Source organism: Providencia sp. PROV130, from assembly GCF_028482225.1.
GTDB lineage: Bacteria > Pseudomonadota > Gammaproteobacteria > Enterobacterales > Enterobacteriaceae > Providencia > Providencia rettgeri.
The window spans coordinates 34,500-50,236 of record NZ_JAMPQC010000018.1 but is presented as its reverse complement, the minus strand read 5'-3'; the positions used below and the strand labels follow the sequence as shown (position 1 = coordinate 50,236).

The following is a 15,737-nucleotide window of genomic DNA, read 5'->3' as shown; positions in this document are numbered from 1 at the left end:
GAAACAGAAGACAAATATTTTTAGTTAATAGCTACAAGTAAACTATTAACTAAAAAAATACATACGGTTAAATAAAATAATAATATGACGCCATTATTGTGAATTTTTTGTTTTTCGTTATTATAAGTCAATATTAGGAATAACAAGCTAAATACAGGTTAACAACGTCTATGCCGAGTTTAATTTCAATACGATTATGTTTCCTTATCGCACCGCTTATTTTGAGTGGTTGCTCAAGTATTATGACTCATGCAGGCCCATCAGAAGGTTATTACCCTGGTTCGAAAAATAGTATTAAAATGATTAAAGATGATGAAACCGGCTGGGTTGTTAAGCCTTTGCTTGCTATTGATTTACCCTTTTCTGTTGTTATGGATACTCTTTTAATTCCTTTAGATTACGCGAAATCGGGTAATGATGATAAAGCTGATTCACCAAAGAAACGTATAGAAGAACTTGAAAAGAAAGATAAAGCCAAAAATTAATTTAGGTTAAATCAAACGTTTGTAATTAAAATTTTACTGTGTAATAAATGTATTTACCAATACATTATTTCCAATCTAAGATCTAAGTAATCATTTATATAATACTTCTTTAATTATTATCTTATTTTGATAAGAACTATTTTTAGCTAAATGTTTTATTTATAAGTGTCTTTGTACTCAACATATGAATAATTAGCAATTAAGTGTTCTAAACACCAATTAGAGTAAAATAAAAACAATTACAAATAAAAAAGTTAATCAGGACTTGTTTATTCGTAATTGTAGTAATCTAACTATTTCATTTGCTGATTTAAACCAGTTTCTACTGTATAAATTTGCCTAAATCCATCAATATCACGCATAAATGCGATCAACTCATCATTAGGTGAAAATACAACTGCATCAGCAACAGGAGCAAGTTCAGTCCGTTGTGTTAATTTTTGTATGGCTCCGGTCACGGCATGGCAATACATGACACTATTGTCACGAATAAAGCAGATGTGCTGACCTTTACTATCCCAGCTAAAAGCAGACTGAACCGGTGAAGAACCATGCGTTATTTGCCTTTGTATTCCAGTTAGCGTATCAACTAACCATAACTGAGCATTACCGCCATCATCATTCATCAAACAAGCGATCGATTTACCATCTGGCGAAGTTCTAAGCCAATGCCTAGGGGTTTTTGATAAACCCGGAAATTTTCTATTGTGCGTATAGGTTAAGCGCCTTTGCTTTATACCTTTTGGTGGGGAAGGCATACTCGACTCTGTTCCTTGGATAGGAAATTCCCCCGCAACCATGAAATCCTCCGGCTGTGAAGGCAGATCGACAATGTAGATCTCAGGAATAATTTCTCCATCTGTAGAATGAGTATCGCCAATAAACACCAGCGCTCTTTCCTGCCACTTTCCATTCTCTTTTTGATAGCCTTTTTGACCTACCCAACCCTCTTCATATGCACGGCTAATTTCATCGCTGCTTGGTTTAGGTTGTTGCGTTGTTCGCGTCACAACACAACAAAAGTAATCGCCATTATATTCTCGAAAATGTTTTTTAGGGTTCACATTAACGGGCCCAATAGGTACTGCAATTGCGACATTTCGTTGGTCTAATTGCACATCTAATTCATGCATTACGTGGTCGTTATAGGTAAAACTCAGCCACTTTCCGTCTGGACTATAAACATGGACATGAGTGCCTCCACGTAATGCACCCACTAAATAAGGAGGGGTAATACACATTGCATCAATTGGGTGAGCTATATTTAATTGCTCTTCTTTAACATACACCCCTCTTCGATGGTGAAAGTCATATTGCCACTGTTCATCTGGGTGCTCAGGACCATGGATAAAAGCATATTGAATTGGTAGTTGAGGACTTACCGTTACCACTCCAACGTGAGCTCCATGGCTTGCGTGATAAATTTCAACGGTCTGTAATGTTTTTACATGAATTTTTTCTATAGATAAACCGGTAAAAGAGCTACCGCTTGGTCGTATATCATAAGCTAACCACTGGCTATCTGGAGTCCAAATATTAATGTTCGTTAGTTGATGGCTTCGCTCATCGTATGTTAAACGTGTTTCTTTATAGGGCAATTTATTATTCAATCTGTTATCCTTTGACATCATTTAATATCGCTATCGGATTACTTTAACTAATCTAGTTTAGTCAATACTAGAAAATCTCAGTCGAGAAGTTTCACAAGTAATATTACCCTTTAGCAATAACCTTAGTCTTGAACAAAACTACCATGTTATTAAGTGTACTTTATATTATTGGTATCACCGCAGAAGCCATGACTGGAGCACTTGCAGCAGGCAGGCGAAAAATGGATGTCTTTGGCGTCATCATTATTGCGTCTGCAACGGCAATTGGTGGTGGTTCCGTCCGTGATATTTTACTTGGCCATTACCCTTTAGGCTGGGTGGAACACCCTGAGTATATCCTGACTGTTGCAGGCGCCGCTATTGTGACAATTTGGATAGCGCCTATGATGAAACATTTACGCCGGTTATTCCTCATATTAGATGCTATCGGGCTCATTGTATTTTCTATACTCGGCGCCCAAATTGCCCTCGATATGAACTATAGCCCGATCATCGCTGCCATCGCAGCAGTAATTACGGGTGTTTTTGGTGGCGTGTTAAGAGACATGCTGTGCAACACAATCCCTTTAGTTTTCCAAAAAGAGGTCTATGCAGGCGTCTCTTTCGCTGCCGCTTGGATCTACATTGGCCTATTACAAACCCCTCTACCTAAAGATATCGTGGTAATTATCACACTGGTTGTTGGCTTAAGTGCAAGGCTAATAGCCATTCGTTATCGTCTTGGTTTACCTATCTTTAATTACGAAAATCAAGATTAGCTTAACTGTCTCAGCCATCAATAGTTTACTATTGATGGCTGAGTAGCTTGCATATCGGACAAGATACGTAAAATAGATTGAATTTCCGGTTCCGCTAACCATTTAGCTAATTTTTTCTTTTGTAGCTCAGTCAAATTTATACTGTTAACCCATGAAGAATCATACAACATATCTATGTCACTCACTTTCTTTACATGCAATTTAGGTAGTGGAATTGCTAGGCCTTTTAACCAAAGCGAAATAGGTTGAGCCTTTGCCATTTTCAGTTGCTTTACTAACATTTGATGCTTTTTGCCTTTAGGTAAATCACTTTGCCATTGTTCTGACAACCAAGTTGTTAGTTGAGTAAGATTATGGCCCTCAGCCCACTGGCGCCATGTTGCTTGATTTATACCTCGAATACTGAGTTGTTTACCTAGCCATGTTAACCTTGCGACAAATTGCTGCGAGCAAACTTTCGTATAAGTCAGGCAACTGAGTGCATGAAATTGCTTGAATGTTGATACATTTGGATATTCGCGCTTCTCTCGCCGCCAAACAACTTCTTCAATCTTTGGGCTTCCAAGCCCTGAAAGAGAGACAAGTATTTTATCTCCAACCAGTAAATCTCGTTTTTCCCATGATGATAATGAGCCAGCATTTACCTTTGAAATAGTTTTCGAATCAATATTGATGGGGATTATCTCGGTAACGACACTAACTTTTCCTGTTCTGCCTATATTGAATTTGAGTTTAGTAACCTCTGATAACACACTACGTAATGGATACTTCCAAGCAATTGCCCAACTATTTTGTTTTGATTGCCAAGCTGATGCCGCTGGCGCTGGAAAATTTTTAAGTACTACGCCATCAGTTGCAAATGGCAATTGGCCTTGATAATAGTATTCCCTCAGTTGTTTAGCTTGGGTTTCATTCTCAATTTTATGGCTATATTGCTCAGCTAGCGGAAAACCTATCTCAGAAAGTAATGTTAACTGTGTTTTTGGATTAGCATCTCCCGCTGGCCATGCCCAAATAAAAATACCAATATTTTCTTCGGGAGCGGTTGGGGTATTTTTGCGCATTAACCACCCCGCAATCTTATTACGAGCATTTACTCCCCCACTTTTAGCTTGAATATGCCCATTCATACGCCAAAATAGTTCACCTTGAAGGACTAACATACTTGAATATTTAATTTGTTTAGGTATAGCAGGAATAAAGTCTGCTTTTGCTCGCCACTCTATTCCTTCAATACTATTTCCTCTACTAATCATAGAGATAAGCTTGCCATTTTTATAAACCAATGTTACCGCTACACCATCAACTTTAGGTTGCAACCAAATATTTTTACGTGTTGCTACCCAACTATAAACCTCTGACTCATTGAGCTTCTTCAACCCTGTATGAGGAATAGGATGCATAGTCAATTTGGATTTTTCAGGTAGTTGTACATCTGGTAATACTTCAGGGAGTTGCTGACATCGCTGTAAAGAACGCCACAAATTAAAGAGCTGATCATAAGCTTCGTCACTAATCGAACTGCTACCAGCCAAACGGTAAGTTTGGTTCCACTGCTGTAATTGTGTACCTAGCCGATAACTCTCCTGCCTTATTATTTTACTATTTTGTCCTTCACACTGTTCATTAATAGCACCTTGCTGCGATGCTTGGGCAATATTAATACACGCCATTACCCCAATAATTAACCCACCTAACCTATAAGCTGATGCTAACCAATAACCATACAAAATATAAATCATAACTATTCCTTGTTATAACTATTCCCAGTTATTACTAATCCATTGGGATGCCATTCCTTTAAAGTATTTTGCCCTCATTCACTAAGCATGGAACAACTTCCCTCACTCTGCCTCTGTAAAAAGAATTATTTGTAAAAAGCTTCGCAAAACAAATGTTGCTTTCATCAGTAATAAGTTAATTTCTCGAGCCTGTTCACAATTTAGTTACTCATCAAATTCATTTAATTAAAATTCATGATTTATTGATATCGCTGCATGTTGATGCAAGTCCGTGTATACTATGTCGGGTTTATCTCCATCTTTTATGTTTAATCCTCGACTATTCAAGAAATCATCATGATACAAGGCACGTTATATATTGTTTCTGCCCCTAGTGGTGCAGGGAAATCAAGTCTGATTCAGGCTTTATTAAAAACACAACCACTGTATGACACTCAAGTTTCCGTTTCTCATACAACTCGAGCTGCACGTCCAGGGGAAGTTCACGGCGAGCACTATTTTTTTGTATCTGAAACTGATTTTTTACAAATGGTCGACAAAGGTGAATTCCTAGAACATGCATGCGTTTTTGGGAATTATTATGGGACGTCCAAACCCATCATTAAAGATGTATTAAACAGCGGTGTGGATGTTTTTCTTGATATCGATTGGCAGGGAGCGCAGCAAATTAGGGCTACAATGCCTGAAGCACGCAGCATTTTTATTCTCCCACCATCAAAAGATGAACTTTATCGTCGCCTAAGAGGGCGCGGACAAGACAGCGATGACGTTATTGAAAAACGGATGTCACAAGCAGTAGGTGAAATTGAACATTTCAACGAGTATGATTACCTTATTGTTAATGATGATTTCAATACCGCGCTGAGCGATTTACAATCTATCATCCGTACTGAGCGTTTAAAGTTAGAGCGTCAAGTTCAGCGACATGATGCTTTAATCAGCAAATTACTAGCAGACTGAGCATAGTTTCAGTATCATATCAGGTCATTTTTTTATTTCTTTGGAGTAGCACACTTATGGCACGCGTAACTGTTCAAGACGCAGTAGAGAAAATTGGTAACCGTTTTGACCTCGTATTGGTTGCGGCACGTAGAGCTCGTCAGTTACAAACGGGTGGAAAAGACCCTTTAGTTCCTGAAGAAAATGATAAATATACTGTTATCGCATTACGTGAAGTAGAAGAAGGTTTAATCAACGGTCACATTTTAGATGTGCGTGAACGCCAAGAACAGCAAGAGCAAGAAGCGGCTGAAATGCAAGCAGTTTCTGCAATCGCTGAAGGTCGTCGCTAATCACTAAGGTGGGTCTGCCTTGTATCTGTTTGAAAGCCTTAATTTAGTCATTCAAAAGTATCTTCCTAAAGAACAAGTTGAATTACTAAGAAAAGCCTATGTTGTTGCACGGGATGCCCATGAAGGACAGACCCGTTCGAGTGGTGAGCCCTATATTACTCACCCAGTTGCTGTTGCTTGTATTCTTGCTGAGATGCGCTTGGACCATGAAACACTAATGGCAGCGCTACTTCATGATGTGATTGAAGATACTCCAGCGACATTTCAAGACATAGAAGAATTGTTTGGTACCACCGTCGCCGGTCTCGTTGAAGGTGTATCCAAACTAGACAAGCTCAACTTTCGCGACAAAAAAGAAGCTCAAGCAGAAAACTTCCGCAAAATGATCATGGCAATGGTAAAAGATATCCGTGTCATTTTGATAAAACTGGCAGACCGCACTCACAACATGCGCACGTTAGGGTCACTTAGGCCCGATAAGCGTCGACGCATTGCACGTGAAACCCTTGAAATATATAGCCCGTTAGCCCACAGGCTAGGTATACACCACATTAAAACAGAGCTTGAAGAGCTTGGTTTTGAAGCGTTATATCCCAACCGTTATCGTGTTATTAAGGAAGTCGTCAAGGCTGCTCGCGGTAACCGAAAAGAGATGATCCAAAAAATTCTCTCAGAAATTGACGGTAGGCTAACTGAGGCTGGTGTTCCTTGTCGCGTGAGTGGCAGAGAAAAACATCTTTATTCCATCTATCGCAAAATGCACCAAAAAGAGCAACGTTTCCATTCTATTATGGATATCTATGCTTTTAGGGTAATTGTGAAAGATGTAGATACTTGCTACCGCGTTTTAGGTCAGATGCATAGTTTGTATAAACCGCGCCCGGGGCGTATCAAAGACTATATTGCCATCCCTAAAGCCAACGGCTATCAATCATTACATACCTCCCTGATAGGGCCGCATGGTGTTCCTGTCGAAGTGCAAATTCGTACAGAAGACATGGACCAAATGGCTGAGATGGGGGTTGCTGCACATTGGGCCTATAAAGAGCAAGGTGAACAAGGTACTACTGCACAAGTTAGGGCTCAACGTTGGATGCAAAGCCTACTTGAATTACAACAAAGTGCAGGTAGCTCATTTGAATTTATTGAAAGCGTTAAATCGGATCTATTTCCAGATGAAATCTACGTTTTCACCCCTGAAGGCCGCATTGTGGAGTTACCTACTGGTGCCACACCTGTTGACTTTGCCTACGCGGTGCACACAGATATTGGTCATGCTTGCGTGGGCGCACGCGTTGATCGCCAGCCTTACCCGCTTTCGCAATCCCTGACTAGCGGCCAAACTGTCGAAATTATTACCGCACCTGGCGCACGTCCAAATGCGGCATGGCTCAATTTTGTTGTCAGCTCAAAAGCACGAGCTAAAATTCGCCAGTTATTGAAAAACTTAAAACGTGAAGACTCTATTAATTTAGGTCGTCGTTTACTCAACCATGCCCTAGGGGCAGGAAATAAACTCACTGATATCCCTCAAGCCAATATTGATGCAGAATTAGCCCGTATGAAGCTGCATTCTATCGATGATTTGCTTGCTGAAATTGGGTTGGGTAATGCCATGAGTGTGGTTGTTGCACGTAATTTACAAAACAACCCACAAAATACACCGGAAGAACAGGCCGTTGTCGAAAGCCGCAATAAACTATCCATTAAAGGAGCTGATGGCGTTCTTATTACTTTCGCAAAATGTTGCCGTCCGATTCCTGGTGACCCAATTGTTGCGCATATTAGTCCTGGAAAAGGTCTGGTTATCCATCATGAGTCTTGCCGCAACATCCGTGGTTATCAAAAAGAACCCGACAAATTTATGGCTGTTGAATGGGATAACGACACCGATGCCGACTTTATCGCTGAAATTAAAGTCGATATGATTAACCATCAAGGCGCTTTAGCGAATTTAACTGCCGCTATTAATGACGCTAATTCAAGTATTCAAAGTATGAATACAGAAGAGAAAGATGGCCGTGTATATTGTGCCTTTATCCGCCTTACGACTAAAAACCGGATTCAATTGGCAAATGTAATGCGGAAAATCCGTATTATGCCTGACGTTCTACGTGTCAGCCGAAACCGTAATTAATGACCATACCTAATTAATAACTATGAATGAACGCCGCTATCGCCGCATTTGCCAAATGATGGCGATGCGGCAGCCCGACCTAACTCTCTGTCTCGAAGAAATCCATAAACCGCATAATGTTTCTGCCATTGTACGCAGTGCCGATGCCGTAGGGATCCATCAAATTCATGCTATTTGGCCTGACCAACAGGTCAAACTGTCCGTTTCTTCTGCTGCGGGGAGTAATAGCTGGGTTAAAATTATTTCACACACATCCACCGAAGAAGCAATTTCCCAAATAAAATCACAAAACATGCAGGTTTTAGCAACTAACTTGTCGGAACATGCCGTTGATTTTCGTGAAATTGATTATACTTTGCCAACTTGTATTATGATGGGACAAGAGAAAACCGGGATTTCACAACAAGCCCTCGCATTGGCTGATAAACACATTATCATTCCAATGGCTGGCATGGTGCAATCTTTGAATGTTTCCGTCGCTTCTGCATTGATTTTATATGAAGCACAACGGCAACGGCAGCAAGCGGGTATGTACGAGCGCGAACATTGCCTACTCTCTCCAGATGAACAGCAAACTTGGTTATTTGAAGGCGGTTATCCTGTACTGGCTGAAGTTGCTAAACGTAAGGGACTTCCTCGCCCATTTATCAATACCCAAGGGCAAATTGAAGCTGATGACACATGGTGGGCGCAAATGCAATTAACCGAAAAAATGAAAAGACGGCAGTTTGGTTAAATAAAAGGAAATACTATGAATAATGGGTTACTTGATACCATTTCACTGACTTCATTGCACGGAATTGGAGCAAGCCAGTCAGAAAAAATGCGTAAAATCGGTTTGAACACCGTTCAAGACCTTCTTCTCCATTTTCCTTTGCGCTATGAAGACCACACCCGTCTATATCAAATAAAAGATCTCCTACCCGGCACGACTGCAACGATTACTGGTGAAATACTGCAAACTAAAGTCGTATTTGGCCGCAAAAGAATGATGACCTGCTTAATTTCCGATGGCACAGGCAACCTCACTTTACGTTTTTTTAATTTTTCAGCGGCAATGAAAAATAACTTAGCGGAAGGAAAACAGGTCACTGCCTATGGGGAGGTTCGCAGAGGAAATACAGGGCCAGAAATCATTCACCCTGAATATAAAGTTTCGCAAGATACTAGCAATATCAGCTTGCAAGAGAACTTAACACCCGTTTATCCAACCACTGAAGGTGTTCGCCAAGTGACTTTACGTAAAGTCATGGAGCAAGCGCTAGGATTACTCGATAGCGGGAACATAAAGGAGTTATTACCGGAAGAACTTAGCCGGGGCATGATAAACTTACCAGATGCCATTCGCTTATTACACAACCCTCCCCCGAATGTTGCTTTGAGTGAACTTGAAAAAGGACACCACCCAGCTCAAAAACGGTTAATCCTCGAAGAGCTACTCGCTCACCATCTCAGCATGCTAGCCATCCGTGCAGGCAACGAACGCCTATATGCTGAACCTTTAGTGACAAGTGGTCAGTTAAAATCTCAGTTACTCGCGCAATTACCGTTTTCACCAACAAATGCACAAAACCGTGTTGTTGGCGAAATTGAAGCAGACCTCGCTAAAGATGCCCCTATGATGCGCTTGATTCAAGGGGATGTGGGGTCAGGGAAAACTCTCGTTGCAGCCTTAGCAGCCGTTTGTGCTATCGAGAATGGCAAACAAGTGGCTTTGATGGCCCCTACCGAAATTCTTGCAGAGCAACATGCCAATACGTTCAAACAATGGTTAGAACCTTTAGGTATTAAAGTCGGTTGGCTCGCAGGTAAACAAAAGGGTAAGGCACGTCAGGCACAGCAAGATGCTATCGCAAATGGAGACGTTGCGATGATAGTGGGAACACACGCTATTTTCCAAGAGCAAGTGAGCTTTAAAGCTCTGGGGCTCGTTATCATTGATGAGCAACATCGCTTTGGCGTTCATCAGCGGCTCGCTCTGCGTGAAAAAGGTGAACAACAAGGGTATCACCCTCATCAATTGATTATGACCGCTACACCAATCCCACGTACATTGGCGATGACAGCTTATGCAGACTTAGATACCTCAGTCATCGATGAACTTCCTCCAGGTCGAACACCTGTCACCACTGTCGCCATTCCGGACACTCGCCGTAACGATATTATTGAACGCGTTCGCCAAGCCTGTATTGAAGAAGGCCGCCAAGCCTATTGGGTCTGTACACTCATTGAAGACTCTGAATTATTAGAAGCACAAGCAGCTCAAGTGACCAGCGAAGAACTCGCACTGGCATTACCTGAATTAAAAGTTGGCCTAGTCCATGGGCGAATGAAACCTGCTGAAAAGCAAAGTATTATGGCTGCATTCAAGAATAATGAAATTCAGCTACTGGTTGCAACGACAGTCATTGAAGTCGGCGTTGATGTGCCTAATGCAAGTTTAATGATTATAGATAACCCTGAGCGCCTTGGTTTAGCTCAGTTGCACCAACTAAGAGGGCGAGTCGGCCGTGGAGCTATCGCATCTCACTGCGTATTACTGTACAAAACCCCGCTAACCCATACTGCAAAACAAAGACTACAAGTGTTGCGAGACAGCAATGACGGCTTTGTTATCGCACAAAAAGATCTCGAAATTCGTGGACCTGGGGAATTATTGGGTACGAGGCAAACAGGAAATGCAGAATTTAAAGTTGCTGATTTATTACGTGACCAATATATGTTGCCAGAAGTGCAACGCCTTGCACGTCATATTCAACAAAATTATCCTGAGAATGCACAACAACTTATTGAGCGCTGGTTACCTGAGCGAGAACAATACAGCCACGCTTAAATCTTATATCTTCTTTTTATTTATTCCTTAAAACGAAAATTGCCGTGAATATTTTCACGGCAATACCTGCTTTACTTGATTTATTATTGAATAAAAACTACCCAGCAATCGTTGGGAATACTGGCAACATTAAATACAATTTAATGACTATCGCATTAACAATATCAATGAAGAATGCCCCAACCATTGGTACCACGAGGAACGCAAGGTGAGATGGACCCAACCTATCCGTTACTGCTTGCATATTCGCAATCGCTGTTGGTGTAGCTCCAAGACCAAAGCCACAATGACCTGCGGCTAAAATAGCAGCATCATAGTTTTTGCCCATCACACGGAAAGTGACAAAAATAGCGTATCCCGCCATCACACAGGCTTGTACTGCAAGAATAACAATCATTGGGATTGCTAATGACGCCAATTCCCATAACTTCAAGCTCATCAAAGCCATCGCTAAGAATAACGATAGGCTGACGTTCCCCATCACAGAAACGGCACGGTCAAACACGCGATAGAAGCCAAGAATCGAAAGACTGTTACTTAAAATCACCCCAACAAATAATACACACACAAATTTAGGTAACGCGAACACCGTGTCAGCGAGCAGACCTGCAATAAAGCTGCCCACTAATAGGCAAATAGCGATCAGTGCAATAGTTTCAATTAAAACCATTGAAGTGATCATGCGCCCAGATTGCGGCTTTTCAAATGCAGTTGGAACGTCTTTATCATCTTCAGCCGTTCCAGGCGTTGGAATATTTCGCGTTAAGAAACGTGCAACAGGTCCACCGATTAAACCACCAAGAACTAGCCCAAATGTAGCACAAGCCATTGCAACTTCTGTTGCACTTTGGAAACCATAATTTTCAGTGAAAATTTTCCCCCATGCCGCGCCAGTCCCATGACCACCGGATAAGGTAATTGAGCCAGCTAACAGCCCCATAAGCGGGTCTAATCCCAATAATTCAGCAAGAGCAATCCCTACTGTATTTTGGACAAGTAATAAACCGACAACCACAAAAATGAAGATAAACAATGCCTTACCACCAGCCTTTAAGCTGGCAAGGTTGGCATTAAGACCAATTGTGGCAAAAAATGCCAGCATCATAGGTTCTTGCAGTGATAAGTCAAAAGAAAGGCTCCAGTCAAATAATTGTTTAAGCAATAAAAGACTAAAAGCAACTAACAACCCACCCGCAACGGGTTCAGGGATGGTATATTTTTCAAGAAAAGGGACTGATTTGACCAGTTTACGCCCAAGCAATAATACTAAGGTAGCTGCTACCAGTGTACCGTAGACATCGAGATGATACATTCACGTACCTCGTCTGTTGTTAAAATTATCAAAAACTAGTAAGACGTTAATTTCTTCCTTAAAACGCCAAAAGCAGGTTATAGGATTAGAAAAAAAAACTGTTATAAATACAAGTTAAAAGATATAAAAATGTGACAGCCTTATTTAACATTGATCAATATTTTTTACGCGCAAACGATTGCTTTTTAAAATCCTCGCATTACAATGCGTTTTTTGTTGGCGAGAAATGAAGGCAATGAATACTGCGACGTCTGAAAAACAAACTACTGAAGCGACCACACAAACGCAAAGCGAACTCATCTACAAATTAGAAGACCGCCCACCGCTGCCGCAAGCCTTGTTTGCTGCCGGGCAACATCTTCTAGCGATGTTTGTCGCAGTTATTACCCCTGCAATGCTTATTTGCCAAGCTTTAGGGCTACCAGCCCACGACACTCAGCGCATCATCAGTATGTCTTTATTTGCCTCCGGTATTGCCTCTTTAATTCAAATTCGCGCGTGGGGCCCTATTGGCTCAGGCCTGCTTTCGATTCAAGGAACCAGTTTTAACTTTGTTGCACCTTTAATTATGGGAGGCGTTGCACTCAAGCAAGGTGGCGCTGATATCCCATCCATGATGGCAGCTTTGTTTGGTACTTTACTCGTCGCCGCATTAACCGAAGTGATTCTTTCACGTTTTTTACATCTAGCCCGTCGTGTCATTACACCACTGGTTTCTGGTGTGGTCGTGATGATTATTGGATTGTCCTTAATTCAAGTGGGATTAACGTCCATTGGTGGTGGCTATGGTGCTATTAGTGACAATACTTTTGGTTCCCCTGATTACTTGATTTTAGCGGGGATTGTATTAGCCGTTATTATCCTCTTGAATCGCCAGAAAAACCCTTACTTGCGCGTTGCTTCTCTCGTCATCGCGATGGCGGTTGGCTACCTTGCCGCTTGGTGGATGGATATGTTGCCAAATGCGCAACCCGTGGAAGCCAATCAGCCAATTATTACTGTCCCTGAGCCTTTTTATTATGGCTTATCATTCGACTGGAACCTGTTGATCCCATTAATTCTTATTTTTATGGTGACTTCTTTAGAAACGATAGGTGATATTACCGCCACTTCTGACGTATCAGAACAACCTGTTCGTGGCCCTTTATACATGAAACGAATTAAAGGTGGCGTACTCGCCAATGGTTTGAATTCAATGGTTTCTGCGGTATTTAATACTTTCCCTAACTCTTGCTTTGGGCAGAACAACGGTGTTATCCAATTAACTGGGGTGGCAAGCCGCTATGTCGGCTACATTGTCGCTTTAATGTTGGTGTTATTAGGGTTGTTCCCTGCCGTTGCGGGCTTCGTTCAACAAATTCCCGAACCTGTGCTGGGCGGAGCAACCATTGTGATGTTTGGTACCATCGCCGCTTCAGGTGTAAGGATAGTCTCTCGCGAGCCACTCAATCGCCGTGCAATTATGATTATCGCCCTTTCTCTCGCAGTGGGTATGGGCGTTTCACAACAACCTTTGATTTTACAATTCGCACCTGACTGGCTAAAAACATTATTTTCTTCGGGGATTGCTGCGGGTGGTTTAACTGCAATTGTTCTGAATTTAGTCTTCCCTCTCGAAAAATAATCTTTCATTCTAGCCGCCAGTGTTGAACATTCTGGCGGTTTTTCTGTATGCTATCCTTAAATTGTCGCTATATTAGACGGTTTCTTTCTGTGTCTATTCGTCCACAAACCAAAGGAGCAGTAAACTGTGAAATGGTTAATCAAATTTACTACCTATGCACTTTTGTTACTGCTGCTATTGTTTATTTTTACTTATATCGGGCTACAAACCCGTTGGGGTGCATCCTACTCCAGTCAATTTTTAAGTAAATTTACCGGCTACGATATTGATGTAGGAATTATGGGACATGAGTTTTCTAACCCCGGTGAATTCATTTTCCAAGATGTTAAATTAACGTCTAAAAACAGCGATCTCTCTTTAGATTCACAACAAGTCGTAATTGATGTTAATTGGCAAAACCTATTTAGCGGTACGGCTATCAAACGTTTAGTTATCACTCAAGGAACATTATCGACAACCGTCTTACCAAATACGGTACTGTTCCCTATTTCTGCAAATATTTTGCAATTTGAAAATAGCCAAATTACGCTTAAAAAAGACAACGATACTGTGCAAGTCACTGGCTTCACGGGAGGAATTACCCCTTGGAAACCAGCCGAAAAATCCCCTTTTGGTTACGGTGATTTTCGATTTACCTCTAACCAATTAAAATTCAATGGCCTTTCCTTCAAGAATATTGCCATTACCGGTAAATTACAGCAGCAAGGAACAGAAGTAAGCCAAGCAAGTGCCTACTTAAATAATGGCTATATTGCGGGTGCTGGGAAGGTACTTAGCGATGGCTCTATCATGGTTGACTCCCTCACCATGAATAAAGTCGGCTGGGAAAATAATGTTGATTTCGATTCACTGTTTGATGCAATAACGAGTGAAAAATCACTGCAGATCAAACAGGTAGAATTAACTAACGTTGATATTCAAGGAAAGGATTGGGCACTTTCTGGCCTAAGTACCGAAATTGACCAACTCAACTTCGTGAGAGGAAGCTGGACTAGTCCCAAAAGCAATATTAGCTTTAATGTCGACCAATTCGTCGTGAAAGACCAGCAACTGAGCACCTTGATTGGTGAGCTGAATATTAACGGCGACAACCTTAATATCAATAAGTTATCAGGTTACTATAATAAAGGTGTCTTTAACCTCAGTGGGTCTTGGCAACGTAATGATCAAATACTGACCATTGACGAAGGTAAACTAGCCGGTATCTTATACACCTTGCCTGAAAATTGGTTATCCTTCTTCGCAAAACCAGCCCCAGCGTGGTTATCTGGTTTAAACATCAAAAAATTCTCTCTTTCTCAATCACTTTTGATGAATATCCAGCCACAGTTTCCATTCGAGTTGACCGCACTAAGCGGCAATATTGAAAATGTTGATTTGATTAAACAAAAACAGTGGGGGGTTTGGAGTGGCAAAGCAACATTCACTGCAGATAGCGGCACAATCAACCAAGTTCTCGTACGACGGCCATTTATTGAAGTGCGCCAAAGTGGTAAATCCTCAGCGGCGGCGAGCTTAACGGTCAGTACTGATAAAGGCATCAGTAAAATTGGCTTGCTGGTAAAACAAGAGCCGAAAAAAGTTCCATTCTTACTGAGAGCATCAGGTTCTAATATTGACCTCGTCAATTTAAATCAATGGGGTTGGGCAGGCTTCCCCGCTCAAGTCATCGGTGACTTTGATGCAACGTTACAAGGTGATTTACTCGCCCCATCAGTGGAAAAAAGTTTGAATGGGGAATTGATGGCCATACCATTGCAAGGTAAGCGCCTATTCCGTACTGTTGTGAACGGGGTTGTCACCTCTTCAGTCGAGTCCGAAACCGATTTACAGCCTACTGAGCCTTCTTTGGCAGAACCGCTCCCCGCACTTAGCAATTAATAAAAACGGTCAATTCATAGAAACACAAAAGGCAGATCAATCGAATCTGCCTTTCTTTTTTAA

General features: G+C 41.4%; 12 protein-coding genes. 9 read left to right on the top strand and 3 right to left on the bottom strand.

The features are described 5' to 3' along the window. Positions 1 to 170 precede the first annotated feature (170 nt). Positions 171 to 485: a YceK/YidQ family lipoprotein gene (locus tag PSF28_RS12815; protein WP_210837960.1), complete on the top strand. Its 315-nt coding sequence runs from the start codon at positions 171 to 173 to the stop codon at positions 483 to 485. A gap of 293 nt (positions 486 to 778) precedes the next feature. Here PSF28_RS12815 and PSF28_RS12810 read toward each other — a convergent pair whose 3' ends face one another. Then, the gene (locus tag PSF28_RS12810) at positions 779 to 2,116 is read right to left on the bottom strand and encodes a DUF3748 domain-containing protein (RefSeq protein ID WP_272685162.1); all 1,338 of its coding nucleotides are present in this window, start codon (positions 2,114 to 2,116) and stop codon (positions 779 to 781) included. A gap of 122 nt (positions 2,117 to 2,238) precedes the next feature. On the opposite strand from PSF28_RS12810, the gene PSF28_RS12805 reads away from it, so the two are divergent. After that, entirely contained in the window at positions 2,239 to 2,853 is a 615-nt protein-coding gene (locus PSF28_RS12805) for a trimeric intracellular cation channel family protein (RefSeq protein WP_004266070.1), read from the top strand. Positions 2,854 to 2,870: 17 nt separating this feature from the next. Here PSF28_RS12805 and ligB read toward each other — a convergent pair whose 3' ends face one another. Further along, a complete protein-coding gene (ligB, locus tag PSF28_RS12800; RefSeq protein ID WP_272685161.1) occupies positions 2,871 to 4,595 on the bottom strand; it encodes an NAD-dependent DNA ligase LigB in 1,725 nt (574 codons plus the stop codon). A gap of 336 nt (positions 4,596 to 4,931) precedes the next feature. Between ligB and gmk the strand changes: the two genes are divergently transcribed. From gmk to recG, 5 genes are read left to right on the top strand one after another with little or no spacing between them, the layout of a single operon-like run. Next, on the top strand, positions 4,932 to 5,555 hold the full coding sequence (gmk, locus tag PSF28_RS12795; protein WP_210837955.1) for a guanylate kinase: 624 nt from the start codon (positions 4,932 to 4,934) through the stop codon (positions 5,553 to 5,555). 56 nt (positions 5,556 to 5,611) lie between these two features. Continuing rightward, positions 5,612 to 5,887, top strand: a complete 276-nt coding sequence (gene rpoZ, locus PSF28_RS12790; protein ID WP_004262665.1) for a DNA-directed RNA polymerase subunit omega — start codon at positions 5,612 to 5,614, stop codon at positions 5,885 to 5,887. A gap of 19 nt (positions 5,888 to 5,906) precedes the next feature. After that, positions 5,907 to 8,024, top strand: a complete 2,118-nt coding sequence (gene spoT, locus PSF28_RS12785) for a bifunctional GTP diphosphokinase/guanosine-3',5'-bis pyrophosphate 3'-pyrophosphohydrolase (RefSeq protein ID WP_210837953.1) — start codon at positions 5,907 to 5,909, stop codon at positions 8,022 to 8,024. Between the two features lie 22 nt (positions 8,025 to 8,046). After that, positions 8,047 to 8,760, top strand: a complete 714-nt coding sequence (gene trmH / locus PSF28_RS12780; RefSeq protein WP_210837951.1) for a tRNA (guanosine(18)-2'-O)-methyltransferase TrmH — start codon at positions 8,047 to 8,049, stop codon at positions 8,758 to 8,760. 15 nt (positions 8,761 to 8,775) lie between these two features. Continuing rightward, positions 8,776 to 10,857, top strand: a complete 2,082-nt coding sequence (recG, locus tag PSF28_RS12775; RefSeq protein ID WP_272685160.1) for an ATP-dependent DNA helicase RecG — start codon at positions 8,776 to 8,778, stop codon at positions 10,855 to 10,857. 97 nt (positions 10,858 to 10,954) lie between these two features. On the opposite strand, the gene gltS is transcribed toward recG, so the two are convergent. After that, the gene (gene gltS / locus PSF28_RS12770) at positions 10,955 to 12,169 is read right to left on the bottom strand and encodes a sodium/glutamate symporter (RefSeq protein ID WP_210837946.1); all 1,215 of its coding nucleotides are present in this window, start codon (positions 12,167 to 12,169) and stop codon (positions 10,955 to 10,957) included. Between the two features lie 235 nt (positions 12,170 to 12,404). On the opposite strand from gltS, the gene PSF28_RS12765 reads away from it, so the two are divergent. After that, the gene (locus tag PSF28_RS12765) at positions 12,405 to 13,793 is read left to right on the top strand and encodes a uracil-xanthine permease family protein (RefSeq protein WP_004266089.1); all 1,389 of its coding nucleotides are present in this window, start codon (positions 12,405 to 12,407) and stop codon (positions 13,791 to 13,793) included. A gap of 126 nt (positions 13,794 to 13,919) precedes the next feature. Then, positions 13,920 to 15,674, top strand: coding sequence for an AsmA family protein (locus tag PSF28_RS12760; RefSeq protein WP_210837944.1), 1,755 nt, complete (start codon positions 13,920 to 13,922; stop codon positions 15,672 to 15,674). Positions 15,675 to 15,737: the final 63 nt, after the last annotated feature.

Excerpts from the sequence above, each read along its gene's own strand:
- ligB (WP_272685161.1), bottom strand. The coding sequence starts at position 4,595 with ATGATTTATATTTTGTATGGTTATTGGTTAGCATCAGCTTATAGGTTA.
- PSF28_RS12805 (WP_004266070.1), top strand. The coding sequence starts at position 2,239 with ATGTTATTAAGTGTACTTTATATTATTGGTATCACCGCAGAAGCCATG.
- trmH (WP_210837951.1), top strand. The coding sequence starts at position 8,047 with ATGAATGAACGCCGCTATCGCCGCATTTGCCAAATGATGGCGATGCGG.
- PSF28_RS12810 (WP_272685162.1), bottom strand. The coding sequence starts at position 2,116 with ATGATGTCAAAGGATAACAGATTGAATAATAAATTGCCCTATAAAGAA.
- PSF28_RS12815 (WP_210837960.1), top strand. The coding sequence starts at position 171 with ATGCCGAGTTTAATTTCAATACGATTATGTTTCCTTATCGCACCGCTT.
- recG (WP_272685160.1), top strand. The coding sequence starts at position 8,776 with ATGAATAATGGGTTACTTGATACCATTTCACTGACTTCATTGCACGGA.
- gmk (WP_210837955.1), top strand. The coding sequence starts at position 4,932 with ATGATACAAGGCACGTTATATATTGTTTCTGCCCCTAGTGGTGCAGGG.
- PSF28_RS12765 (WP_004266089.1), top strand. The coding sequence starts at position 12,405 with ATGAATACTGCGACGTCTGAAAAACAAACTACTGAAGCGACCACACAA.
- gltS (WP_210837946.1), bottom strand. The coding sequence starts at position 12,169 with ATGTATCATCTCGATGTCTACGGTACACTGGTAGCAGCTACCTTAGTA.
- rpoZ (WP_004262665.1), top strand. The coding sequence starts at position 5,612 with ATGGCACGCGTAACTGTTCAAGACGCAGTAGAGAAAATTGGTAACCGT.